The organism is Cohnella sp. SGD-V74 (genome assembly GCF_003001675.1).
GTDB lineage: Bacteria > Bacillota > Bacilli > Paenibacillales > Paenibacillaceae > Cohnella.
This window is the reverse complement of the sequence record NZ_PVYW01000003.1, coordinates 289,875-314,074: the sequence shown is the minus strand read 5'-3', so window position 1 is coordinate 314,074 and position 24,200 is coordinate 289,875. Positions and strand designations below refer to the sequence as shown.

20 protein-coding genes are annotated in these 24,200 nt (G+C 58.5%); 12 read left to right on the top strand and 8 right to left on the bottom strand.

Going from position 1 to position 24,200, the window contains the following annotated elements:
- Positions 1-56 precede the first annotated feature (56 nt).
- Positions 57-2,030 carry a DNA topoisomerase IV subunit B gene (gene parE, locus B0G52_RS06305; protein ID WP_094042682.1) on the top strand — a complete coding sequence of 658 codons (1,974 nt, stop codon included), beginning with the start codon at positions 57-59 and terminating at the stop codon, positions 2,028-2,030.
- 293 nt (positions 2,031-2,323) lie between these two features.
- Entirely contained in the window at positions 2,324-4,819 is a 2,496-nt protein-coding gene (gyrA, locus tag B0G52_RS06300; RefSeq protein ID WP_094042681.1) for a DNA gyrase subunit A, read from the top strand.
- On the opposite strand, the gene B0G52_RS06295 is transcribed toward gyrA, so the two are convergent.
- On the bottom strand, positions 4,816-4,995 hold the full coding sequence (locus tag B0G52_RS06295) for a hypothetical protein (RefSeq protein WP_094042680.1): 180 nt from the start codon (positions 4,993-4,995) through the stop codon (positions 4,816-4,818). The genes gyrA and B0G52_RS06295 overlap by 4 nt on opposite strands.
- Positions 4,996-5,188: 193 nt before the next feature.
- Between B0G52_RS06295 and B0G52_RS06290 the strand changes: the two genes are divergently transcribed.
- Positions 5,189-5,689, top strand: a complete 501-nt coding sequence (locus tag B0G52_RS06290; RefSeq protein WP_094042679.1) for a MarR family winged helix-turn-helix transcriptional regulator — start codon at positions 5,189-5,191, stop codon at positions 5,687-5,689.
- 688 nt (positions 5,690-6,377) lie between these two features.
- Here the strand turns inward: B0G52_RS06290 and B0G52_RS06285 are convergent.
- From B0G52_RS06285 to B0G52_RS06270, 3 genes are all read right to left on the bottom strand, one after another.
- Entirely contained in the window at positions 6,378-7,661 is a 1,284-nt protein-coding gene (locus tag B0G52_RS06285) for a CapA family protein (RefSeq protein WP_143762528.1), read from the bottom strand.
- A gap of 8 nt (positions 7,662-7,669) precedes the next feature.
- Positions 7,670-8,539, bottom strand: coding sequence for a class I SAM-dependent methyltransferase (locus B0G52_RS06275; protein WP_094042869.1), 870 nt, complete (start codon positions 8,537-8,539; stop codon positions 7,670-7,672).
- A 244-nt stretch (positions 8,540-8,783) separates the two neighbouring features.
- Positions 8,784-9,518, bottom strand: a complete 735-nt coding sequence (locus B0G52_RS06270) for a response regulator transcription factor (RefSeq protein WP_094042676.1) — start codon at positions 9,516-9,518, stop codon at positions 8,784-8,786.
- A gap of 173 nt (positions 9,519-9,691) precedes the next feature.
- Between B0G52_RS06270 and B0G52_RS06265 the strand changes: the two genes are divergently transcribed.
- Positions 9,692-11,794 (top strand): sensor histidine kinase, encoded by a 2,103-nt coding sequence (locus B0G52_RS06265; RefSeq protein ID WP_158223607.1) that lies wholly within the window; start codon positions 9,692-9,694, stop codon positions 11,792-11,794.
- A gap of 20 nt (positions 11,795-11,814) precedes the next feature.
- Here the strand turns inward: B0G52_RS06265 and B0G52_RS06260 are convergent, their stop codons facing one another.
- Positions 11,815-12,162, bottom strand: a complete 348-nt coding sequence (locus B0G52_RS06260; RefSeq protein ID WP_094042674.1) for a helix-turn-helix domain-containing protein — start codon at positions 12,160-12,162, stop codon at positions 11,815-11,817.
- Positions 12,163-12,389: 227 nt separating this feature from the next.
- Here B0G52_RS06260 and B0G52_RS06255 point away from each other — a divergent pair, with 227 nt between their 5' ends.
- The 7 genes from B0G52_RS06255 (at position 12,390) to B0G52_RS06225 (ending at position 20,101) form a co-directional block, all read left to right on the top strand.
- Entirely contained in the window at positions 12,390-12,659 is a 270-nt protein-coding gene (locus B0G52_RS06255; RefSeq protein ID WP_094042673.1) for a hypothetical protein, read from the top strand.
- 151 nt (positions 12,660-12,810) lie between these two features.
- Complete coding sequence (locus tag B0G52_RS06250) at positions 12,811-14,079, top strand: serpin family protein (RefSeq protein WP_143762527.1); 1,269 nt, start codon at positions 12,811-12,813, stop codon at positions 14,077-14,079.
- 61 nt (positions 14,080-14,140) lie between these two features.
- Entirely contained in the window at positions 14,141-14,491 is a 351-nt protein-coding gene (locus B0G52_RS06245) for a metal-sensitive transcriptional regulator (protein WP_094042671.1), read from the top strand.
- Positions 14,492-14,663: 172 nt separating this feature from the next.
- A complete protein-coding gene (locus tag B0G52_RS06240) occupies positions 14,664-14,867 on the top strand; it encodes a cation transporter (protein WP_094042670.1) in 204 nt (67 codons plus the stop codon).
- Positions 14,868-14,927: 60 nt separating this feature from the next.
- Positions 14,928-17,336, top strand: a complete 2,409-nt coding sequence (locus tag B0G52_RS06235; protein ID WP_094042868.1) for a heavy metal translocating P-type ATPase — start codon at positions 14,928-14,930, stop codon at positions 17,334-17,336.
- Between the two features lie 44 nt (positions 17,337-17,380).
- Positions 17,381-18,208 (top strand): hypothetical protein, encoded by an 828-nt coding sequence (locus B0G52_RS06230; protein WP_094042669.1) that lies wholly within the window; start codon positions 17,381-17,383, stop codon positions 18,206-18,208.
- A gap of 201 nt (positions 18,209-18,409) precedes the next feature.
- Positions 18,410-20,101, top strand: a complete 1,692-nt coding sequence (locus tag B0G52_RS06225; RefSeq protein WP_094042668.1) for a methyl-accepting chemotaxis protein — start codon at positions 18,410-18,412, stop codon at positions 20,099-20,101.
- Between the two features lie 86 nt (positions 20,102-20,187).
- Here the strand turns inward: B0G52_RS06225 and B0G52_RS06220 are convergent, their stop codons facing one another.
- From B0G52_RS06220 to B0G52_RS06210, 3 genes are all read right to left on the bottom strand, one after another.
- Positions 20,188-21,141 carry a helix-turn-helix transcriptional regulator gene (locus B0G52_RS06220; protein WP_094042667.1) on the bottom strand — a complete coding sequence of 318 codons (954 nt, stop codon included), beginning with the start codon at positions 21,139-21,141 and terminating at the stop codon, positions 20,188-20,190.
- Between the two features lie 114 nt (positions 21,142-21,255).
- On the bottom strand, positions 21,256-22,017 hold the full coding sequence (locus B0G52_RS06215) for an MBL fold metallo-hydrolase (protein WP_094042666.1): 762 nt from the start codon (positions 22,015-22,017) through the stop codon (positions 21,256-21,258).
- 180 nt (positions 22,018-22,197) lie between these two features.
- Positions 22,198-23,019, bottom strand: coding sequence for a helix-turn-helix domain-containing protein (locus B0G52_RS06210; RefSeq protein ID WP_158223606.1), 822 nt, complete (start codon positions 23,017-23,019; stop codon positions 22,198-22,200).
- A gap of 167 nt (positions 23,020-23,186) precedes the next feature.
- Here B0G52_RS06210 and B0G52_RS06205 point away from each other — a divergent pair, with 167 nt between their 5' ends.
- A complete protein-coding gene (locus B0G52_RS06205; RefSeq protein ID WP_094042664.1) occupies positions 23,187-24,017 on the top strand; it encodes a phytanoyl-CoA dioxygenase family protein in 831 nt (276 codons plus the stop codon).
- Positions 24,018-24,200 lie beyond the last annotated feature (183 nt).

Genomic DNA, 24,200 nt, shown 5'->3' with positions numbered 1-24,200 from the left:
TAAACGAAGCGCGTTTATGAGCATAAGCGCAAGAGATTACGCAAGGAGGTCCGTTCGTGACCGAACAACTGGATATTTTCACTGAATCCGCCGCGCAGGCGGGAAGTGAATACAGCGCGGATGATATTCAAATTTTAGAAGGGCTGACCGCCGTTCGCAAAAGGCCGGGCATGTACATCGGCAGCACGACGACGTCGGGTCTGCATCATCTGTTGTGGGAGATCGTGGACAACGCCGTGGACGAGCATCTGGCCAAGTTCTGCTCGCGCATCGACGTCACTGTTCATGCGAACAACTCCGTTACGGTCATCGATAACGGGCGGGGCATTCCGACGGGCATGCACAAGAGCGGCATCCCGACGCCTCAGGTCGTCTATACGATCCTGCACGCGGGCGGCAAATTCGGCGGAGGCGGCTATAAGAAGTCCGGCGGGCTGCACGGGGTAGGCGCTTCGGTAACGAACGCCCTGTCCGAGTGGCTGGAAGTCGAGATTTACCGCGATGGCAAAATACATAAGATGAGATTCGAGACGTGGGTCGACGACAAAGGCGTGGAGCATGTCGGAGAGCCCGTGACGGGGCTGGAAGTGACCGGCAACACGAACCGCACCGGCACGAAGGTGACGTTTAAGCCCGATCCGAAAGTGTTCCACGGCAACGTCAGCATGAACTACGACACCTTGTCGGAGCGGCTGCAGGAAATTGCGTTCCTCAACTCCGGACTGAAGGTCAACATCAAGGACGAGCGCAGCGGCAAGTCGGATTCGTTCCATTACGAAGGCGGCGCGCGCCAGTTCGTGCAGTTCCTGAACGAAGAGAAATCGGTGCTGCACGATGTCATCCATTTTGCGGCGGAGAAGGACGACATCGAGGTCGAGATCGCGCTGCAGTACAACGACGGCTATACGGAGACGATCGCATCGTTCGTCAACGCCATTCCGACGAGGGGCGGAGGCACGCACGAGACGGGCTTCAAAACCGCCTACACGCGGGTGATGAACGAATATGCGCGCAAGACGGGACAGCTGAAGGAGAAGGAAAAAAATCTCGAAGGCAACGACCTGCGCGAAGGCATGATGGCGGTCATCAATATTAAAATGTCCGAGGTCGAATTCGTCGGCCAGACGAAGGACCAGCTCGGGAGCGCTTCCGCGCGCAGCGCGGTCGACGCCGTCGTGACGGACAAGATGACCGTATTTCTGGAAGAGAATCCGCAGGTCGGCCAACTGCTGATCCGCAAGTCGATTCAGGCTTCCAAGGCCCGGGAAGCGGCGCGCAAAGCGCGCGAGGAAATCCGCAGCGGCAAGAAGCGCAGCGAGAGCGCGAGCCTCGGCGGCAAGCTGTCTCCGGCCCAGTCCAAGGACAGCACCCGCAACGAGCTGTTCATCGTCGAGGGCGATTCCGCGGGCGGATCGGCCAAGCAGGGCCGGGATTCGAAGTACCAGGCCATTCTGCCGCTTAAGGGCAAGCCGATGAATCCGGAGAAATCCAAGCTCATCGACATTCTGAAGAACGACGAGTACAAGGCGATCATCTCGGCGATCGGAGCGGGCATCGGCTCGGAGTTCGACGTCGAGGAATGCAACTATTCCAAGATCATTATTATGACCGACGCCGATACGGACGGCGCGCACATTCAAGTGCTGCTGCTGACTTTCTTCTACCGGTACATGAAGCCGCTGATCGACGCGGGCAAAGTATTCATCGCCCAGCCGCCGCTCTACAAGATCACGAGAAAGTCGGGCAAGCTGGAGACGGTGCGCTACGCCTGGACGGACGAGCAGCTGAGCGTCTTCACGAAGGAGCTCGGCAAGGGCGCCGAGCTGCAGCGGTACAAAGGTCTGGGAGAAATGAACCCCGACCAGCTGTGGGAGACGACGATGAACTACGAGACGCGCACGTTCCTGCAGGTGCAGATTGAAGACGCCGCCAAGGCGGAGCGCCGCGTATCGACGCTCATGGGCGACAAGGTCGACCCTCGCAAACGCTGGATCATCGAAAACGTCGATTTCACGGAGTACGAGGAGTAGTCGGCGGTCGGCCGGAGGGCGGGAGAGTTAGCGGTCTGTTGGACCGTTAACTGGGCCAGAACCGGCACGAATGCATAGTTAACGGTCTGCTAGGCCGTTAACCGGGCTAGAACCGGTGCGAATGCATAGTTAACGGTCCGTTGGACCGTTAACTGCGCCTCAAACCGCGCAAATACGGAAATAGCGGTCTGTCGGACCGCTAATAAACCGCACATCATCGGGACATCGTCGAACCAACGGTCTGCGAGAGCGATATCCCGGTGCGTGTGCTCCAGAACTAGGAGGCAGTAGCAGTGAGCCTACTTGAAAATTTTTTGCCGGCGTTTCTGGAGGAGGTCGTAGGAGACCGCTTCGGACGCTATTCTAAATACATTATCCAGGACCGCGCCATTCCGGACGTTCGCGACGGCCTGAAGCCGGTGCAGCGCCGCATTCTGTACGCGATGTACGAGTCGGGCAACACGCCGGACAAACCGTACCGGAAGTCGGCCAAGACGGTCGGCGACGTCATGGGGAACTACCACCCTCACGGCGACTCCTCGATCTACGAGGGCATGGTGCGGATGGCCCAGCCATGGAAAATGGCGCACATGCTCGTCGACGGGCACGGCAACTGGGGATCGATGGACGACGATCCTCCTGCGGCGATGCGGTATACGGAGGCGCGTCTGTCTCCGATCTCGATGGAGCTGCTGCGCGATATCGAGAAGAGGACGGTGCTGTTCAAGGACAACTTCGACAACACGGCCAAGGAGCCCGTCGTTCTTCCGTCGCGTTACCCGAATTTGCTCGTGAACGGCGTATCCGGCATATCGGCCGGCTTCGCGACGGAAATCCCGACGCATAACCTGCGCGAAATTATCGATGCGTGCGTCGCCGTCATGAACAAGCCGGACATTACGGTGCAAGAGCTGATGGACACCGTGAAAGGTCCCGATTTTCCGACCGGCGGCATCATTATGGGCGCGGATGGCATTCGCGAAGCTTACGAGACGGGCAAAGGGAAAATCCACATCCGCTCCAAAACCGCGATCGAAGATATGCGAGGCGGCAAGCAGCAGATCGTCATTACGGAAATTCCGTACCAAGTCGTCAAGTCGAAGCTCGTGAACGCCATCGACAGCCTGCGGATGGAGAAGAAGGTCGAAGGCATCGCCGAAGTGCGGGACGAGAGCGGCCGGAACGGCCTGCGCATCGTCGTCGAGCTGAAGAAGGATGCGGATGCGGAAGGCATACTCGCTTTCCTGCTGAAGAAAACCGACCTGCAGACGACGTACAACTTCAACATGGTCGCGATCGTGAACAAGGCGCCGCGTCAACTGGGCCTTAAGCATATTCTCGACGCGTACATCGAGCACCAGAAGGAAGTCGTCACGCACCGCACCCAATACGATCTGGAGAAGGCGGAAGACCGCGCGCACGTGCTGGAAGGACTCGTCAAGGCGCTGAATCTGCTCGATCAGATCATCGAGACGATCAAAGCTTCGAAAAACCGTCAAGACGCGCAAAACAACCTGGTCGCCAAGTTCGGCTTCACCGAGCGCCAAGCGGACGCCATTCTCACCTTGCAGCTCTATCGGCTGACCAATCTCGAGATTACCCAGCTCGAGAAGGAGCATGCCGACACGCTCAAGAAAATCGCCCAGTTGCGCGCCATTCTGGATAGTCCGCGCAAGCTGCTGAGCGTCATTAAAGACGAGCTGGCGGAAATCCGCAACAAGTACGGCATCGACCGCCGCTCCGTCATTCAGGGCGAAGTGGAAGAGATCAAGGTCAACCTGGAAGTGATGGTTCCGGCGGAAGAAGTGCTCGTGACGTTAAGCCGCGAAGGCTACATTAAGAGGACGAGCCTTCTGTCGTTCACCCGATCCGGCGGAGAACTCGAAAGCGCGGGCGTGAAGGAAGGCGACGTCATTCGCTGGAGTCTGGGCGTCAACACGCTCGACCCGCTGCTGCTCTTCACGCAGAAGGGCCACTACTATTTGCTGCCGGTTCACCAAATTCCGGAGTTCAAGTGGAAGGATACGGGGACGGCGATCGTGAACGTGCTTCCGCTTGCCAAGGACGACCGCATCGTCGGCGTCGTGCACGCCAAGAGCGCGGAGCTGACTCCGCCGGCGGACGGGAAGGAAGAAGCGGAGACGTCCGGGCCGATGCTTGTGTTTGTAACGAAGCGGGGACAAGTGAAGCGGACGCCGCTCGTCGAATACGCCACGACGCGAAGCATGGCGATCGCCGCCTGCAAAGTGGCGGACGGGGACGAGATCGTGAAGGTGATGCGTTCGGACAGTCCGGACGATCTGCTGCTCGTGACCGAGCAGGGGATGAGCATCCGGTTCAACCGCGAGGAAGTCAGCGTGCAGGGCCGCGTGGCCGGAGGAGTAAGAGGCATTACGCTGAAAGAGGGCGATCAGCTGACGGACGCTCTGTTCGTCGCGGAGGACGAAGGAGAGGTTCTCGTTCTGTCCGACTACGGCTATGCGAAGCGCACCTTGCTGCTTGATTACCCTCAGCAAGGCCGCGGGGGCAAGGGGATTCAGACGTTCGAGTTCAAGGAAGGCAAGCGCGTCCGCCCGAACGGCACGAAGCTGGTCGCCGCGTTCCATGTCAAGGAAGCGGTCAGCCTGCTCGCCTTGACGGCGAGCGGGGGCGTATCGGAATTTTCCTCGGAGAGCTCTCCGATTGAAGACAGACGCGGTCAGGGCAAGCTGATGATCCCTGTCGACCGAGGGGACACGCTGGCCGAAGCTTTCGTCAAGCCGCTCTCGACTCAGAACGGGCCCGCTTAATCGTAAGGGCCCCCGCCGTTCGGTTCGGTACGGTCTACCCATCGCAATAGCATATCCAAGACGACCCACAGGGGCACCGGTTCATTGAGCCGTTCGAGCCACTGGGGGTCTTCTATTAGGCCGGCGTCCTGGGCCATTTGGCCGATCATTTTGATTTTCGTTTCGTTAGAGGACATGGACAGCGCCTCCTCGTTGCCGTTTCTCCGCTTTTACCCATTTTTCGTAACCAGTATATGTCGCCGCTTGTCGTCATGTTCTCGATCATGCGGATTCATGTCGTAAATATTTAATTGCATTAAACTATCTTTCGACATAGACGGTGAGTATAATAAAGGAGAAGGCAATGTTCGGGAAGGAAGGGGCGTACCTATGGATAATGCGGCGGAATTTGTGAAAAGCTGGACGAAGCTCACGAAGGATTGGAACGCGCGGATGGAGACGGAGCTGGCTCCGCAACTGACGGCGGGGCAACTGGAAGTGCTGGAGCTGTTGCAAGCGCACGAGCCGATGAAGCCGTCGGACCTGCTACCCCATTTGGAGACGACTCCCGCTGCAATTACGACGCTGCTCGATCGCATGGAGAGGGCGGGGCTGGTCGAGAGAAACCGGGACGAAGGGGATCGCAGAATCGTATGGGTGACGATGACCGAGCTCGGACGTTCCGAAGTCGAGCGCGGCATCGCCGTTCGCTCGGCGATCGTGAACGAATCTCTGGACCGGATTTCCACGCACAATCGCCAGTTGCTCGTCTACCTGATCGGCAAAGTGTCGGGCACCAGAGAAGCGCGAACACCAGATCGGAAAACGGATGCCGACAATGAAACGGCGGAGCCGGCCGGCGAATCGGCGGCTGCCGAGTCGGTCGTATAGGCGCGGGGGACGGGCTGTCGTATCGGCGAAAGAGATGGTAGTAAACGTGGGAAAATTCGGACGGCTTGGCGCAAGCGCGAGGCGAGCCGTTGAAACGGCTAAGAAGCCGGCGGTGCAACGCGAAGCGAACCGTTGAGGCGGCCAAGGAGCCTGTGAGCAAGAACGAGGCAAGCTGTCGAAACGGCCAAGGAGCCGGTGGTGTAACGCAGGAGCAGCTGTCGGAAGCTAATAAAACAGCGCAAGTTCTCGGGGAGACATACCGTCCGTCCGGAACTTGCGCTGTTTTTTTGTGGGTTGGAGCTTATTTGGCGTTGCGGATTAGCGTAGCGACTTGCGACATTTTAGCAAGGATTTCAGCCAACTGGAGACGATGTTCTAAAGAATCGGTCATCGCCCCCGCCAGAAGGCGGAAATCGCGCACGATGCTCGAAAGAATCGGTCAACGCCCCCGCCAGAAGGAGGAAATCGCGCACGATGTTCTAGAAAATCGATCATCGCCCCCGCCAGAGGGCGGAAATCACGCACGATGTTCGAAAAAATCGATCAACGCCCCGCCAGAAGGCGGAAATCGCGCACGATGTTCGAAAAAATCGATCAACGCCTCCGCCAGAAGGCGGAAATCGCGCACGATGCTCGAAAGAATCGAGCATCGCCCCCCGAGCTCTCGTCCGGAGCCGAAGGCCCGTCGTCAGCCCGAGACGAGCTTGCGGAGATGCTTGTGAATGCCAGTCTGCATCGTGCGCATCTTCTCGTAGTCTTTGGACGTCAGTTCGGAGAAGCCGCGCTGCTTCAGTTCGGTTGGAAGAGGAATAACCGTATAATGCCGTTTCTTGTTCTTCCAGACGATATGAACCCAGGTAGGTTCGGTCGTGATTTCGTTCCATTCCATCTCGACGGTTCCGTCAGGATGGGCGGTTTTCGTCATGCGCACGCCGAAGATGACGCCGACGTCCTTCCAGCTGCCGGTCTGGTTGGAGATGAAGTTGCCGAGCGAGTAGATGACGATGCCCTTGCGAGCAGTACCGTCGAAGCTTTCCTCGGCGGGAACGGAAATTTCCTCGTACGGCTGAACGACGTGAGGATGCGAGCCGAGAATGAGATCGGCCCCGCATCGGATCAACTCCTTGGCCAGAGCGGTCTGTTCGGTGTTCGGCATGCGCTGGTACTCGACTCCGAAGTGGAGGGAGACGGTTACCGCGTCGACTTCGGACTGCCTCAGCTTCGCGATGTCGCGCTTGATGACGTCGAGGTCGATCAGGTTGACGGCGTATTCTTTGCCCGAAGGAATCGGAATGCCGTTCGTGCCGTACGTGTAGGAGAGGAAGCCCATGCGAATGCCGTTTCTCTCCTCGATGACTTCGCGATCTCGTTCCTCAGCGCTACCCGCAGTTCCGAACGGAACCAGCCCGGCTTTGCGCACGGCCGCCAGCGTCCTCTCCACGCCGGGGACGCCGCGGTCGAGCGAGTGGTTGTTGGCGGTCGAGACCAGCTGAATGCCGGCGCTTCTGACCGCTTCGGCCAGCTCGTCGGGAGCGTTAAAGCGAGGGAAGCCGGTAAACTTCAAATCCTTGCCCGCGATCGGCGTCTCCAGGTTGCCGACGACCCAGTCTCCGCGCTCCAAAATCGGTTTTACTTGCGAGAACCACGGAGTGAGATCGTAGCTGTCGCTGGCCTTGTCGTAATAAGCGGGAAGCTGCGGCATGTGCACCATGATGTCTCCGACGGCCAGCAACGTCGCTTCCGTGACCACGGGCTCCGCTGGCAGCTCTGGAGACGGCGTTTCCGGCAAGCCGGAAGCCGTTGCAGAGGGTGCCGGCGAAGAGGCTGTCTCCGACGGAGCCTGTCCCGAAGAGGACGGCTGCGCACGGGAAGAATCGTTCGTGCAGGACGCAAGAACGATCGCCAGCAAGCTTATGCCGAGCAGGGAGGCATACCTTCTGCCTCTAACCGAATCGTTAATCTGATGTGCCAAGCCTTTCGTCAACTCCCGCTTTCCCAACGTCCGTAGATGCCGCAGGGCAGGGTCATGCCGCTGCGCGTAATCGGCAGACCGACTTCCCCGCAATCGAGCGAGCCGCCGAACTTGCGCTTGAAGCTGAGCTCGAGCAGATTGCTTAATACGGTAGGGGAGAATCCGGTCGTATACGAATTAACGAGTACGAACAACGGCTTGTCGGAGAGGATGGACATGCACGTCTCCAGGAACGGGAACAAGTTTTCTTCAAGCTTCCACGTTTCTCCGTTAGGTCCGCGTCCGTAAGACGGAGGGTCCATGATGATCGCTTCGTACTGGCGCTCTCTTCTTTGCTCGCGTTGGACGAACTTGAAGACGTCGTCCGTGATGTAGCGGATTGGAGCGGCCCCCAGTCCGGACAGCTCGGCATTTTCCTTGGCCCATTGAACCATGCCCTTGGCGGCGTCCACGTGGCAGACTTCCGCCCCGGCGGAAGCGGCGGCGACCGTCGCGCCTCCCGTATATGCGAACAAGTTCAGCACGCGGATCGGCCGTCCGGCTTCGCGGATTTTGTTCATCATCCAGCTCCAATTGACCGCTTGCTCGGGGAACAGGCCGGTGTGCTTAAAGCTCGTCGGCTTGATATGGAACTTCAGCGGGCCGTACGCGATGCTCCAGCGTTCCGGCAGCGAGCGCTTGTAGGTCCATTGCCCGCCGCCGCTGCTGCTGCGGTGGTAGTGGCCGTCCGCCTGCTTCCAGTCTGCGTTCTCGGACTTCAGCGGCCAAATAATCTGCGGGTCGGGGCGCCGCAGTACGACGTCTCCCCAACGCTCGAGCTTCTCTCCGTTGCCGGTGTCGAGCAGTTCGTAATCTTGCCAATCTTGCGCCAATCGCATCATCGTTCAACTTCCTTTTGTCGTCTAATATTCTATATAGGTTGAACCAGCGAATGGAGAAGCTCATTCCATTGCGAAAGGGATGGCTTTGCCGGCTTCAGACAGGTTGTTTTGAGTTGCTTGGATCGATAAGACCTTCATAGGTATGCAACTCAAAGCCAAAACTCGCGGACAAAACCATTCCCTTTCTCCATTGCACTCCGCTTATTCGGCGAGGCGCTTTGGCTCAATCTATATAGATAAGTTATGAGGTCTGTTCCTCGCAATTCTCCGCCGGGCAGAACCGGTAGCCGAAGCCTCTTACGGTCTGAATCCAGCGGGGACGAGCGGGATCGCTCTCCAGCTTCTTCCTGAGATTGCTGACGTGCACCATCAGCGTCCGCGTATCGCCCATGCTGTCCGACTGCCACACTCTGCGGTACAGCTCCTCCAGCGGAAATACCCGCTTGGGGGATTTGGCCATGACGCTGAGCAGCTCGAACTCCTTGGCGGACAACGAGAGCAGCTCGCCGTTCAGGCGAACCTCCATGCTGAGAAAATCGATGTCCAGCCCCGGGAAGCTGAGCGACGAGGCCTGCTCCTCCGGATTTCGTTCCCGCGTCCTGCGCCTGCGGATGTGCGCCTGGATTCTCGCGACGAGCTGGCTCGGGCTGAACGGCTTCGTAATATAATCGTCCCCGCCTTCGGACAACGCGCGAATGATGTCCTGGTCTTCCGACTTGCAGCTGAGGAACAGGATCGGCACGTCCGCGCACGGTCCTTGCCGCAGCATGCGGCACACCTCGATGCCGTCCATGCGTCCGAGCGAGACGTCGAGCAGGATCAAGTCGGGCTGAAGCGTCTCCGCCATCCGGAGAGCCTGCGTCCCGTTGTCGGCCGCGTATACGTCGAACCCCGCTTTTTGCAAGTAGAGGGCGATCAACTCGGTAATTTCCTGCTCGTCGTCGACGACGAGGACGGTTGCTTCGTAGCTGGTCATCATAATCCTCCGTGCGAAGGTGTTAATTCTCGAAGAGAAGAACCGATTTTGTGAAAACACTCCAATCGTCTTATTATAACGAAAGCGTTGACGAGGAATCAATGCACCGTTACAATGACGTTCGAAACGTATTCGAACCGGACCGACATCGATCAATAAAGGGAGAGGGAATCGTGGCGTCGCGAAAAGCGGAAATGTCGATCAGGCGATGGTATGCGTATGCGGCGGTTCTGGCGATTATCGCGCTGCTGTCGGTCGGGGCGACCGGGTGCGCGTCCTCTTCGCGAGGAAGCATGGCGGAGCCGGTTGCCGCGGGCGGGGTCATCGACTTGACCCAGTGGCCTTGGAACGAAGAGGGGACCGTCCCTCTGGACGGCGAGTGGAGCTTCCGGTGGCTGGAGCGCGGAGAAGAGACCGGCGCGGAGCCGACGTATCGGGATACGACGCTGAACATGCCCGGAACGTGGGGCGCGGTGGAGCCCGGCGACGGAAAATCGCTCGACGACATCGGATACGGCGAATACCGGTTGACGATTCTGCATCGCCCCCAGAGCGGGATGATGGCGATTCGGCTGCCGAACATCTCGACATCTTATGAGCTCTACATTGGGGACAAGCTCGTGCAGTCGCGCGGGCATCCCGACGTCTCGGCGCGTCTGACGATCCCTCGTCAGGTGCCTGCGACCGTCCACTTCGGCGCGGGAGGAGAAAGGACGGAGCTGAAGCTTGTCGTCGCCAACTACGACCACCGGCACGGCGGCGTCCGTACGTCGATCCTGATGGGCACGTCGGAGCAGATCCAGCGATTGCAGCTCAGGCACGCCGCCCAAGAGCTGATTATTATGGGCTGCCTGCTTATGATCGGCTTCTACCACCTCGGACTGTATATTTTGCGGCGCAAGGAGACCGCGAATGTGATGTTCGCCTTGCTCTGCCTGTGCGTCGGGCTGAGGACCGGCCTGATCGGGGAAGGCTTTATCGTCAGATGGCTGCAGGGCATGAGCTGGGGGACGGCGATCCGGCTCGAGTATGCGGCGTTCGTCATGGCGGCCTGGGCGGGCTTCGCTTACTTCCGCAAGATGTATCCGCTGGAAATCCCGAAGATTTGGTTCAAAGCCGCGACCGTCGTCGGCGCCGCGCTTATTCTCGTTGCGTTCGTTACGCCGACGCTGTCGTTCACGTCGTGGCTCATCGTCAACCAGATCTACGTGCTCCTGTTCAGCGCGCGCGTTCTGGTCGGACTGTTCGTATCGGCCCACCGGAAGCGGGAGGGAGCGATTCTCGCGCTGATCGGCGTCGCCGGTCTTGTCGTTACGATCGTCAACGACATTCTGTTCTACAACGGATGGTCCCGTTCGGTCGATATGCTCCCGTTCGGTCTGCTGTTTCTGATCATCATGAATTCGTTCATCATTTCGCTCAGGTTTTCGTTGACTTACGACAGGGCGGAGAGAATGTCCGCGCAACTGATCGAATGGAACAGCTCGCTGGAGGAAAGAATCGAGGAGCGGACGGAGGAGCTGCGGCGCTCTTACGTCACGCTTGAGGAAGCGAAGGTCGAGCTGGAGAGGATGGAGCATTCGCGAGCGCGTCTCGTCAGCAACATTTCTCACGACTTGAGAACGCCGATCACGCTATTGCGCGGTTATCTGGAGGCGCTCAGAGACGACGTCATCTCGGAACCGGATCAGCGCGACAAGACGATCCGATCGATGCTGTCGAAGGTCGAAGGCCTCAATTCCCTCATCCAGGACCTGTTCGACTTGTCCTTGCTGGAAGCGAGGAGGCTGGAGCTGTCGCTGGAGAATATTCCGTTGTCGTACTGGCAACAAAGGATAACGGAACAGTACGGCTTGGAGATGCAAAGCAAAGGTATCCGCTTTCGCTGCGAACGGGTCGGCGAATCCGCCCCCGATACGATCGTGGCGGTCGATATCAGGCAGATGGACCGCGTATTCGCCAACCTGCTGTACAACGCCATACGCTACACGCCGGAAGGCGGCGAGATCGCACTGTCTCTGCGGACGCTGCCGGAACCCGGCGCAGTGGAAATTCTGGTCGCCGACAGCGGTCCCGGAATCGAGCCCGCCGACGTTCCCCGAATTTTCGACCGGTACTATCGGAAGGGCGATTCCGGCTCTTCCGGTTCGGGAGGCGGCGGCTTGGGACTTGCGATCGCCAAAGAAATCGTCGAATTGCACGGCGGGCGAATCGACGTCCGCAATTCCGAAGGCGGCGGGTGCGTCTTCCGCATTGAGCTTCCGGCGCGCCGCTAGGGCGTGTATGCATACACGCCCTAGCCGCTGTTGTCCGCTCGCTGCTCCCGGCTCATGAAATCCGAAATGAGGGAGATGGATTGCTTGCGCTGCTCGTGGCTCATTCGCCGGAACAGCTTAAGAATTTCTCCTGAATCCGGAACTGCGGGCGAATCCGGGGAAGGATTCGGCTGCGTGCCTCCGATTACGTAATCCAGCGAAACGTCGAAGAACGCGGCAAGCTTGATGAGAGTTTCATAGACAGGCTGTCTATTGTTAATCTCGTAATGGCTGTAGGCGGAGCGGGTGATGCCGATATGGCGCGCCACTTCTTCTTGCGAGATTTTGCGCTGCAACCGCAGCTCGCGCAATCTGTCTCCCATAGTCATTCGTCATATCTCCTTGATCAGAAATAGAGTGATCTAAATTAAATTTATGATACAAAATGTATCGTGTCAAGGGGATGAGGAAACGTTTTCTTGAGAAATCGGTGCAAATCAGGCGGAATATTATAATTTTCAGCTCGCATTCAGCTAAAATAAGGTTATAATCTAAAAATAAGATACAAATCGTAACAATTCGAAGCTTGATACATCGCTGATGAGGAGGTGACGGCATGAAGGCAACTATACTTAGCGCGAAAATGATTCGGGACGAGGACAACGGATACGTCGGCCTCATTCGCTTCGAGATCGAAAACCACAAGCAAGGCTACGAAGTGACGATTCAAAGCGACAACGGGAAAAACAATTGGAGCTATGCGCTGAATTTCAGCGACCGATCCGGCAGCGAAGAGGAAATTCAGACGGTGGACGAGAGGTTGGAGGAGGACGACGCGTTCTTCGAACAATTCGTCATCGCGGCGAAGAACGCTCTTGTCGAATAGATCGCACTCCCGCAGCAGGGCTATTCCGCGGCGCATCCAAGGATGAGCGGAATAGCCCTGCTGCGGTTTGCCGGACAATCCGATTTTCGCTGGGCTGCAACTTCTTTCTTCCAGGGAACGTCATGTTCAGTAAAGAAATGGGGGATGAGACGTGCGCAAAACGGCTGTCGGTTTAGGTATGGCGGCGGTAATCGCCTGCTCGGGCTGCGGAAATTCGGGAGCGGGGAACAATTCGGACTCGCTGAGCGAAGAGAGGCGGGTGAGCGCGTATATGGCCCAAGACGTCGATTCAAGCCTCGTGCAGGCTGCCAACGGGTTCGGTTTGTCGCTGATGGAGAAGCTGATGGCCGAGCGTCCGGCACAGAACGTGCTGCTGTCTCCGTTAAGCGTGTCTTCCGCGCTGGCGCTGGCGACGACGGGCGGAGCGGGTAAGACGGGGGAAGAAATGCGGGAGGCGCTGGGGCTCGGCGGGAAAACAAACGACGAGATCGGGGAAGGCTATCGGGCGCTGCTCGATCTGCTTCGTCATCCGGGAGAAGAGGGCATCCGGACGAACGTCGTCAACTCGTTGTGGCTGAATGAAGGCAAGCCGTTCCTGGACGAATTCGTCGGCAGAAGCCGGGACGACTTCGGAGCGGAGGTCGAGCGGGTCGACTTCGCCGCACCGCAAACGCTGCGAACGATGAACGAATGGGTGGAGAATGCGACCGAGGGCAAAATCAAGCGGATGCTGGAGAGCGTGGAGGCGGATGCGGCCATGTACGTTCTGAACGCGGTTTATTTTAACGGCGCATGGACGACTCCGTTTAACCCGAACCGGACGAAGGACGGTCTCTTCCGCGTCTCTCCCGGCGAGACGGTATCGGTGCCCATGATGAGCGGCGGAGGCCGTTACCTTTACGCGAAGAAGGACGGTTATGAAGCGATCCGGCTCCCTTACGGGAAACGCGAGTCGGCCTACATGGCCGTTCTGATGCCGGACGAAGACGTCCCGTTGTCCGAATTGGCGGTTCGGCTGGCGGAGAATCCGGGTCTGCTGACGGAATCGTACGAAGCGCGGCCAGGAAGCATCGAAGTCCCCAGGCTTCGCTTGGAGTATTCCGAAGATTTGGTCGGCACGCTGCGGCGAGCGGGAATCGCGGAAGCGTTCGAACCGGACCGTGCGGATTTCTCCGCGATGGCGCCCGAGCCCCCGAACCTGTTCATCAGCAAGGTTACGCACCGGGCCGCCCTCGCCATGGACGAGGAAGGCACCGAAGCGGCAGCGGCGACGGTGGTGGAGATGCTTGCCGGCGCGGCGCCTCCGGAGGAGCCGTTCGAAATGAAGGTAGACAGGCCGTTTATCGCGGCGATCGTTGACGGCGGCACGGGCTGCGTTCTGTTCGCGGGAGCGGTGTTCGATCCGGGCGGAGGGCGGTAACGGGATTTACTTTTATAGGGGATGGGAGTATATTAGGAGAAAAGGAAGGAGGTCGATCCGCATGGATACGTCGACGGAACAACTGGAACACGGGACGGAGGACGGAGCGGAATGCTGCTCGGACGGAAGCTCGGTTCGCAAGAGCCACCACTCCGACAAGGTGAAAAACAGCCTGGTCAGCCGCCTCAACCGGATCGAAGGCCAAGTGCGCGGACTCAAGGGACTGATCGAGAAGGATACGTACTGCGACGACGTGCTCAACCAAATCGCCTCCATCCAATCGGCGCTAAACGGAGTAGGGAAGCTGCTGTTCGAGAATCATATGAAGAGCTGCGTCGTAGAACGAATTCAGGAAGGCGACATGGACGTCATCAACGAATTGATGACGACGATGAACAAAATGATGAAGTGACACGGAACGGGCAGCGGCGGCGCTGCCCTTTTTTTACTCCCTGGAAGGCAATAGTCGCATTACGTTCGGTATAGGGTACCCCGGTATTCTAAAAATAGTTGTTGACTAAATATAGGGTAGAGGGGTATACTAACGTCAGAAATCAAAATCTTATCCGAAAGGTTGATGAAACATGGCTAAAACCATTTTGAAAGTCGAAGGCATGAGCTGCCAGCATTGCGTAAACTCCGTTGAAGGCGCGCTGAAGGAGATCGGAGCGGAAGGAACCGTCGATCTGAAAAGCGGGTCGGTCGAAGTGACTTATAACGAAGCCAGCACAACCGTCGACAAAATCAAAGCGGCGATCGAGGATCAAGGATACGACGTAAAGTCTTAATCGGCTTGCGCGACTAAGGAGTGAGCGACAGTGGAAACGACGGCGACAAGCGATACGAAGATGACGTCTTTGCAAATTACCGGCATGACGTGCGCGGCATGCGCCAACCGGATCGAGAAAGGACTCGGCAAGCTGGAGGGCGTCTCGGCCGCCAACGTCAACTTCGCGGTCGAGCAGGCGAGCGTCACGTACGATCCGGCGAAAGTCGGCATCGAACGAATGGAGGAGACGATCCGCAAGCTGGGATACGATACCGCCAAGGAGGTCGCGCAGTTCAAGCTGGAAGGCATGACGTGCGCGGCGTGCGCCAACCGGATCGAGAAGGGGCTGGCGAAGCTTCCCGGCGTGACGGGCGTTACCGTCAACTTCGCGCTCGAATCCGCCCGCGTGGAGTTCAATCCGGGAAGCGTCTCGGTCGGCGATATGCAGGGCAAGGTCAAGCAGCTCGGTTACCGGGCGATCGTCCGGCAGGAAGACGCGAACGCGGAGGATCGGCGCGCCAAGGAAACCCGTAAGCAGAAGAACAAGCTGATCTTGTCGGCCGCTCTGTCGCTGCCGCTGCTGTGGAGCATGGTCGCCCACTTCTCGTTCACCTCTTGGATCTACTTGCCGGAGCTGTTCATGGAGCCGTGGTTCCAACTGCTTCTTGCCGCTCCGGTGCAATTCTACGTCGGCAAACAGTTCTACGTCGGAGCGTACAAGGCGCTTCGGGGCGGCGGCGCGAATATGGACGTGCTCGTGGCGCTCGGCACCTCGGCCGCGTTCTTCTACAGTCTGTACCTGACGATCGACTGGTATGCCGCAGCCGGCATGCAGCATCACGGTCCGGCGCTGTACTACGAGACGAGCGCGATTCTGATTACGCTGGTCATTATGGGCAAGCTGCTGGAATCCCGCGCCAAAGGCCGCACTTCGGAGGCGATCAAGTCGCTGATGGGCCTGCAGGCCAAAACGGCGCTCGTCGTACGCGACGGACAGGAGCTGACGGTGCCGGTCGAAGAGGTGCTGGCGGGAGATATCGTGCTCGTCCGTCCGGGAGACAAAATTCCGGTGGACGGGGAAGTAATGGAGGGCGTATCGTCCGTTGACGAATCGATGCTGACCGGCGAGAGCCTGCCCGTCGGCAAGAAAGCGGGCGACGCCGTAATCGGAGCGACGATCAACAAGAACGGCGCGCTTCGCGTAAAGGCGACCAAGGTCGGCAAAGACACGGCGCTGGCCCAGATTATCAAGGTTGTCGAAGAGGCTCAAGGCTCCAAGGCGCCGATTCAGCGGGTGGCGGACGCGATCTCGGGCATCTTCGTGCCGATCGTCGTCGGCGTAGCCATCGCGGCTTTCCTCATCTGGTACTTCTTCGCCGCGCCCGGCGATTTCGCCGAAGCGCTGGAGAAGGCGATCGCGATTCTGGTCATCGCTTGTCCTTGCGCGCTTGGCCTTGCCACGCCGACTTCCATTATGGCCGGATCGGGCCGTGCAGCGGAGCTGGGAATTCTGTTCAAAGGCGGCGAGCATCTGGAGCAGACGCACAAAGTCGACACCGTCGTTCTGGATAAGACGGGCACGGTGACGAACGGCAAGCCGGAGCTGACCGACGTGATCGCGGTCGGCGACGAAACGGAATTTCTCCGTCTCGTCGGAGCCGCGGAGCTTCAGTCCGAGCACCCGCTCGCGGAAGCGATCGTCGCCGGCATCGGAAAGAGGAACATCCGCATCGCCGCGGCCGAATCGTTCGAAGCGATTCCCGGCTATGGCATTCAAGCCGAAGCGCAGGGCAAACGGGTTCTCGTCGGAACGCGCAAATTGATGGAGCGGTACAACGTGGACGCAAGCGCGGCGTACGAGACGATGTCGCTGCTGGAGGAATCCGGCAAAACGGCGATGCTCGCGGCGATCGATAACCGCTATGCGGGGATGGTCGCGGTAGCCGACACGATCAAGACAACGTCCGCCGAAGCCGTTCGCAAGCTGAAGGATATGGGCATCGAAGTCGTGATGATTACGGGCGACAACGAGCGGACGGCCAAGGCGATCGCCGCCCAGGTAGGCATCGACAAGGTGCTGGCCGAAGTGCTCCCGGAAGGGAAGGCGGAGGAAGTGCGCAAGCTGCAAGCGAGCGGCAAAAAGGTGGCGATGGTCGGCGACGGCATTAACGACGCCCCGGCGCTGGCGACGGCGGACATCGGGATGGCGATCGGGACCGGGACGGACGTGGCGATGGAAGCCGCCGACGTCACGCTGATGCGCGGCGATCTGTCCAGCATTCCCGACGCCATCTACATGAGCCGGAAGACGATGAGCAATATCCGGCAAAATCTGTTCTGGGCGCTCGGCTACAATACGCTGGGCATTCCGATCGCGGCGGTCGGCCTGCTCGCGCCGTGGGTCGCGGGAGCGGCGATGGCGCTGAGCTCGGTGTCAGTCGTGCTGAACGCGCTTCGCCTGCAGCGCGTCAAAATCAAACGCGCCTGATCGATCCCAACGGCAATTAGGAAACGGAGTGATTGTGCTTGAGAATGAATAGACGCATCATGCTGACGGTTGCGAGCGCGCTTGTCGCGGCGGCGCTGCTCGCCTCCTGCGGCAAGTCCGGCGAAAGCCGGCACGCTTCCGGGCATGGAGGGCATGACGAGCCGAATGCGGCGGGGGAGAGCGGCCTGCAGGCTTCGTTCGCCTTCGCCGCCGGCCGGGCGGCTGCCAACGAAGAGACAGAGCTGACCATTCGTATTACGGACCGGCAGGGAATTCCCGTAGACAAGTACGAAGTCAACCACGAGAAGCTGCTTCATCTGATCGTCGTGGATCACGACTTGGCCTACTTCGACCATATTCACCCCGATTACCGGGGAGACGGGGAGTTTGCGGTAACGACCGCTTTTCCATCGGGCGGACAGTACAAGGTGTTCGCGGACTTCATCCCCGAAGGCGGCAAAAACTTGACGCTGAGCGAATGGGTGACGGTGGAAGGCGAGGAAGCGGCTCATGTCGAGCTTAAGCAGGACGAGCGGCTCGTTCGCTCGACAGACGGCAAGGAAATCGAGCTTGCGCTTGACGAGGTCAAGCCGGGCAAGGACGTCAAGCTTTCTTTTACGATACGCGACGACAAGACGAAGGAGGCAATTGACGACCTCGAACCGTACCTGGGCGCCGTCGGCCACGTCGTAATCTTATCGGCGGATGCGGAGCAGTATCTTCACGTGCACCCGATCGACGAGAAAGCGACGGGACCGGTGGCCGAGTTCTCGACTTCTTTTCCGCATGCCGGCCTCTACAAAATATGGGCTCAATTCAAACACGAAGGCCAAGTCATTACCGCTCCGTACGTCGTAAACGTCAAATCATAAATGGACCCAAACGAAGGGGCTGTAAGAGGGTTAAGACGCCTAAGGAAAGCGGTTAACGACTGGAAAAATATAATTGTCGCTTGATATCCTCATTTTTACAATTCAAGTATAATTTTTAATAGTTTTTTAACATTTCCCCTTCTATGATAGCAATAGGCAGAGCCTAATTTGCCGTTGTCATCTAAGAACAGGGGGAAGCTAATGAGATCCGTAAGGGCAAAGCTGCTAAGTTCGTTTGCAATCGTATTGATCTTCGTTTTTGCATTGGGGTGGACGGGTCTGTCGCAGATCAAACAGGTCAGCGATTTTACGGACGAGGTCACCGACCATTGGCTCCGAGGCACAGAGACCATTTTGCAGGCGAATTTGAAGATCGAGCAGTTCCTTGGCAATTATTATCAATCATTAAGCGTCCAAGACGCGGATCAGTCGAAGCAGCTCGCGGATGCGAGAACGGCGCTCGTGAGCGCGATCGACGAAGACATCAAACAATACGAGAAAACGTTGGCGGGGGAAGAGGACGTCGCCCAATACGAATCTCTCGTTCAAGCGTGGAACCAATTCCAGCAAGATCTGGCCAAGACGGCCGATCCCAACGCTACGAAGGAAGAAGCGGCCGCCGCGATGGCAGACGTGTCGCAATCGTTCGGTCATCTGAAGACCGTAGTCGAAGGACTGATCGTGTACAACCACGAGGGAGCCAACAACAGCAAAAACGAGAGCAAGGCGGTGTACGAGGCGACATCGGGCGTGCTGTTTTTCCTGGGAATCGGAATCCTCGTCGTCGTAGGCGCGTTGGCCTGGTGGCTGATCATGAATCTGACGAGGCCGCTTAAAGCGACGACGGCGGTCATGAACCGAATTTCGGCGGGCGATCTGCGCGTCGATCTGCTTCGCATCGATCGCAAGGATGAATTCGGCGTCATGATGGAGTCCGTCAATAAGACGGTGCTTGCGCTGCGGCAATCCGTCCAGCAGATGCAGGACGCCTCTACGTCGGTGGCAACGGCGTCCGCCCAGCTGTATGCGAGCTCCGAGCAAAACTCTGAAGCGGCCCGGCACGTGTCGGAGTCGATCAACCAGGTGGCTGCCGGCTCGGAAGAGCAAGCGAGCACCGCCGCGGAATGCGGACGCGTCATCGACGAGATGGCGGAAGGCGTCCAGCGGATCGCCGAGACGACGGGAGAAGTGTCGGAGCTGTCGCAGCAGGCTGCCCAGCAGGCAAGCAGCGGCTCGGCGAAAATGGTCGAGGTGTCGGATCATATGCAGCGCTTGTCCGAGACCGTCGAGCAAGCCGGCCGCACGATCGTCAAGCTGGAGGAGCAATCGGCCCAGATCAGCGAAATTTCCGGCCTGATCGGCGAGATCGCCTACCGCACCAATCTGCTGGCGCTGAACGCCGCGATCGAAGCGGCCAGAGCGGGAGAGCACGGCAAAGGCTTTGCCGTCGTAGCCGGGGAGGTGCGCAAGCTCGCTTCGCAGAGCGATGAGTCGTCCAAAGGCATCATCGAGCTGATCGCGACGATCCAGAAGGATACGCTCGACGCCGCGGAAGCGATGCGGCTGAGCTTGCAGGAGGTACAGGAGGGCGTACTCGCCGTGGACCACGCCGAGCAGGCGTTCCAGGAGATCGTCTCCTCCACGGGCGAAGTGTCCACCCGGATCCAGGAAGCCGCGGCGGCGGCGGAGCAGCTCGCGGCCAGCTCGGAGGAGGTCGCGGCTTCGATCTCCAACATGGGGCATATTGCCAGACAGACGGCCGGCATGTCTCAGCAAGTGGCGGCGACGACGGAAGAGCAGCAGGCGTCCAGCGAGGAGATGACCCGCTCCTCTCAGACGCTGTCGGATATTTCCAAAGATTTGCAGAAGCTGGTTCGGCAGTTTACGATCTAGAAGCGGGCGACATGTCCGCAGCTCAACAAAGAAGCACAAGGCGCAGCCCGGGATCGGGTCGCCTTGTGCTTCTTCTCGTTGCGGGATCAGGTCTCCAGCAGAATGCGGCCGGTCTGCGACAGGTCGTAGCCCTGGATCGCCCGCAGCTCGCTCAAATAAGCATCGGATTTCAAAATGTCCATGACCGCCTCGATCCATCGGGCATTGTCGGGCGATTTTCTCATGACGAGATCGTAGCGCTCGCGGATCAGCGGGACGAAGGTGACGTTGCCGACGATCGCGGCCGCCTTCTCGATCCCGATGCCGACGTCCGCCTCGCCCAATCCGACTTTGCCCGCGACGGCCAGATGATTGGACTCGAGCGCATCGTATCCCAGCAACGAAGAGGGAGCGATGCGATTCAGCCTGAGCTGCTCGTCCAGCAGCACTCTGGCGCCGGAGCCGACCTCGCGGTTAACGAGGCGCACGCCGGGTTTGGCAAGGTCCGGCCAGTCTTGGAGGCCGAGGGGATTGCCTTGGCGCACGTAAAATCCGGCTTGACGGGAGAGCAGGTTCACGACGACGTAAGAAGAGCCGACTAAAATTTTCTTGATGTAGGGCAGATTGTACTCCCCGGTGTCCCCGTCCAGCAGATGCGTGCTGACCAGGTCGGATTCTCCCCGATACATCGAGATCAAGCTGTCCAGCGAACCGGCGAACGAGCGGAGCGGCCGGAACCCGGTTGCGCGGTTCTCCAAATGCTTGGATAAAATGTCGAGGCTCATATCCTGTCCCGTAATGACGAGAGGACGAATGCCGGATGCCTGCCTTGGCTCTGGACGAGCGCTCGGGGGCTCTTCGGATGCAGCGGGCGAGGGCGATTGGGCGATTCCCTTGGCCTGACGCTTGTACGCTTCCAGATCCGCCGCGTCGACCCGCATCTGCTTGCCCACCCGATACGAAGGGAGCTTGCCTTTTTTGATCAGGTCGTACACGGTCAGCTTCGATATTTTCAACAGTTTGGCGATTTCTTCGGTCGTATAGGATTGATCGCTCGACATGACGGCGCGGGCCTCCCGTATGAGGAATAAATTCAGGATGCCTTTATTGTAACATACCGGAGCGGCCGAAGGTTTCCGGTTGTTGGCCGGGCGATGTTCCTTCCAGCCGAAGCTCTAAATGCCGGCCGGCTGCGCGAGTTCCGACAATCTTCCCCGCACGTCGCCGCGGTACAGTCCGCCGTGATAACAGACGACGGCTTCGATGTCGTAGTCCAGCAGTTTGGCTAGGGAGCGTCTTGCCTGCTCCGGATCGAGCGTCGTCGCCGGGTCCGGGCCGCACAGCTCGCCTGCCTCGTTCACCGTTAAAGCGTCCGCGGCAATCAGCGTCTTGCTGGCCCGGTGGTAGAGGCTGATATGACCCGGCGTATGGCCCGGTGTGGCGATGACGGTTATGCCTCCGCAGCAAGAGAGCTCTTGGCCGTCATTGACGATATCGCTCACCGGGCAGCTTGGGGGATGTTCCAGCGAATGCCGGAACGCCTGCTTCCACTCGTCGGATACGTTCGGGGGGAGGGACCTCACGGCTTGCTCGATCGCTTCTGGCGTTATTCTAAGCAGGCGGAGTTGGCCTTCGATATAGGGCTTCTCGAAGGCGCTGGACATGACCGAGACCGCGCCGGCGGATCGAGCTGCGAGAACGGGCAGCGAGCCGATATGATCGATGTCTTGGTGGGAAAGGACGATTCGCGTTAGGCCGCCCGAAGGAAGAGCGTATGTCCCGAGTTCGGCGGCAATCAGGTCGGCCTGTCCGGGATAGCCCGTGTCGACGAGGACGGCTTCCTCCTCGTCCCATAGCAGGACGGGGTAAATCGTGTTCGGCCTGCCCATGATGACGGCGGTTAGTTCGAGCGCGGCAATTCCTGGCTTGATCAGCATCGGTGGATTCCTCCTTGTTATCGCTCCGCCTTGGACGTTCGCAGAGAAGAGAGAAGTGCATGCGACGGATAATCGTAAGATAACAAAAGAAGATAGTGTTGTAAATACAAAAATATTTTATTATAACACAAATAATTATTTTTGTCAATGTCAATTTTTTTGGGGGGAGAAACGTGAAGTTCAGTCCGGACCGTCTTGCCGGTAAGCGCGAGGAGAGACGCCGTAATGCCGCTTAAATGTCCGCGAGAAATGGAATTCGTCGTAGAAGCCGAGCGCGTCCGCGATTTCCTTGACCGACAGGCTCGTCGTTTCGAGCGAGACTTTGGCCGAGGCCAGCTTCAGTTCCAGCATATAGCGGGTCGGAGACGTTCCCGTCATCTCGCGAAAACGTTGGAAGAAAGCCGTCCGGGACAGTCCCGTCCGTTGAACGGCCTCTTCGACGCGCAGCGTCATGCCGATGTTGCGATGCATCAGATGGAGCACCTCGTCCAGCTCCGGATAACGAGTGACGCGGCTGTCGTATCGTTCCCTGGCGAGGAGCAGCAGCAGCTCCTGCAGATGAAGGTGAACGCCGTAACGGTAGCCGGCAGGCCGGACGATCAGGCTGTCGATCAGCCGCTCGCACAGGCGCACGATCTCCGGCATTTTCGCCGTCGTCGCCGTCTCGCCGGCCGGAAGCTCCAGATGGCGGGCCATTCCCGCATCCCGATAATCGATAAAGTAAAACTTCCAGTCGTCATTCATGCATCGGTAGGAACAAGGGACGTTTTTATCCACGATGAAGAAGGTTCCGGCGGTGAGGTCGCGCGTGCCGGAGGGAAGCTGAAGGCGACCCTGCCCAGCGAACGTGACGAACATGCCCGAGTCCGGAAAGCCGCTCGGCTGGCGCACTTGATAGGCGTCGTTGGCTTGCACTTTCCAGATTGAGCGAAACCGGCACTCCGGCAGCTCGTCGGCATCCGCCAAAGCATAGGGGATGTCCATGTACGGTTTGTGGCTCATGCGTCTCCGTCCTTTTTTTGTTCTATCATACATGTTAATACGAATATTCAGCCATATATTTTATATATTTCGTACGATTATACATGAAATAAGCACGCTGTTACATGGTTCCGAGCCGACCGGCCTTCTACAATTAGAAGCATCAACTTCGAAGGAGTGCTGGAGCTATGAGAGTGAAAGTCGGCAGTCGCGAGCTGGAACTGGGAGGCGAACATTTAACGTCATTAAGAAGCTCGAACGAGCTGTTGGGGGATATTGAGGCGCTGCGCGCCAGATTGCGGGAAGACGGCTATTTGCTGTTACGGGACTTCCACGACAGGGAACAGGTGATGAAGGCGAGAAGGCGCATTCTGGAGAAAATGGACCGGATGGGCAAGCTCGACCGGGACACGCTGCTGGAGGAAGGCTATGTGGCGGACGGCAGCAAGACAATTTTCATGGGGGGAACGAACGAGGATTTGCCTGAACTGCTTGAGGTGCTCAACGGGGAGCGCATTATGCGCTTTTTCGACGACCTGCTCGGGGAACAATCGCTGACGTATCACTACAAGTGGCTGCGGGCGGTCGGCCAAGGGGATTTCACAGGGGCGCATTACGACATCGTCTATATGGGCAGAGGGACGCATAACTTGTACACCGTCTGGTCGCCACTGGGAGATATCGATTATGCTATGGGCGGGCTGGCGATCTGTCTCGATTCCCACAACTTCGAAGAGCTGAAGCAGTCTTACGGCTCCAAGGATTCGGATCGCGACGGCATCGGCTTCGGTCACTATACCGACGATCCCCTGCTCGTGACGGAGAGGTTCGGGGGCCAGTGGGCGACGACGGAATACCGGGCCGGCGACGTGCTTATCTTCGGCATGTTCCTGATGCACTGCTCGCTCGAGAACACGACCAACCAGTACCGGCTGAGTGTCGATACCCGTTATCAGGCCGCTAGCGAGAAGGTCGACGAGCGCTGGAGCGGGAAGAAGCCTCGGGGACATTTCAAATAAACGGTTCTCTGGCAAAGGGGCCGTCCCATAAGTAAATAAAGCCGTACCGAACGATTATCGATGGAAGGATGTCAGGGGCATCTATCTCCCTCCGATGCTATACGATCCTGAAATTTCGAATGGATAGACCCGCAACAGGGTCATTTCAGGACCGTATGAGGCAGTCTCCGGGAGATAGATGCC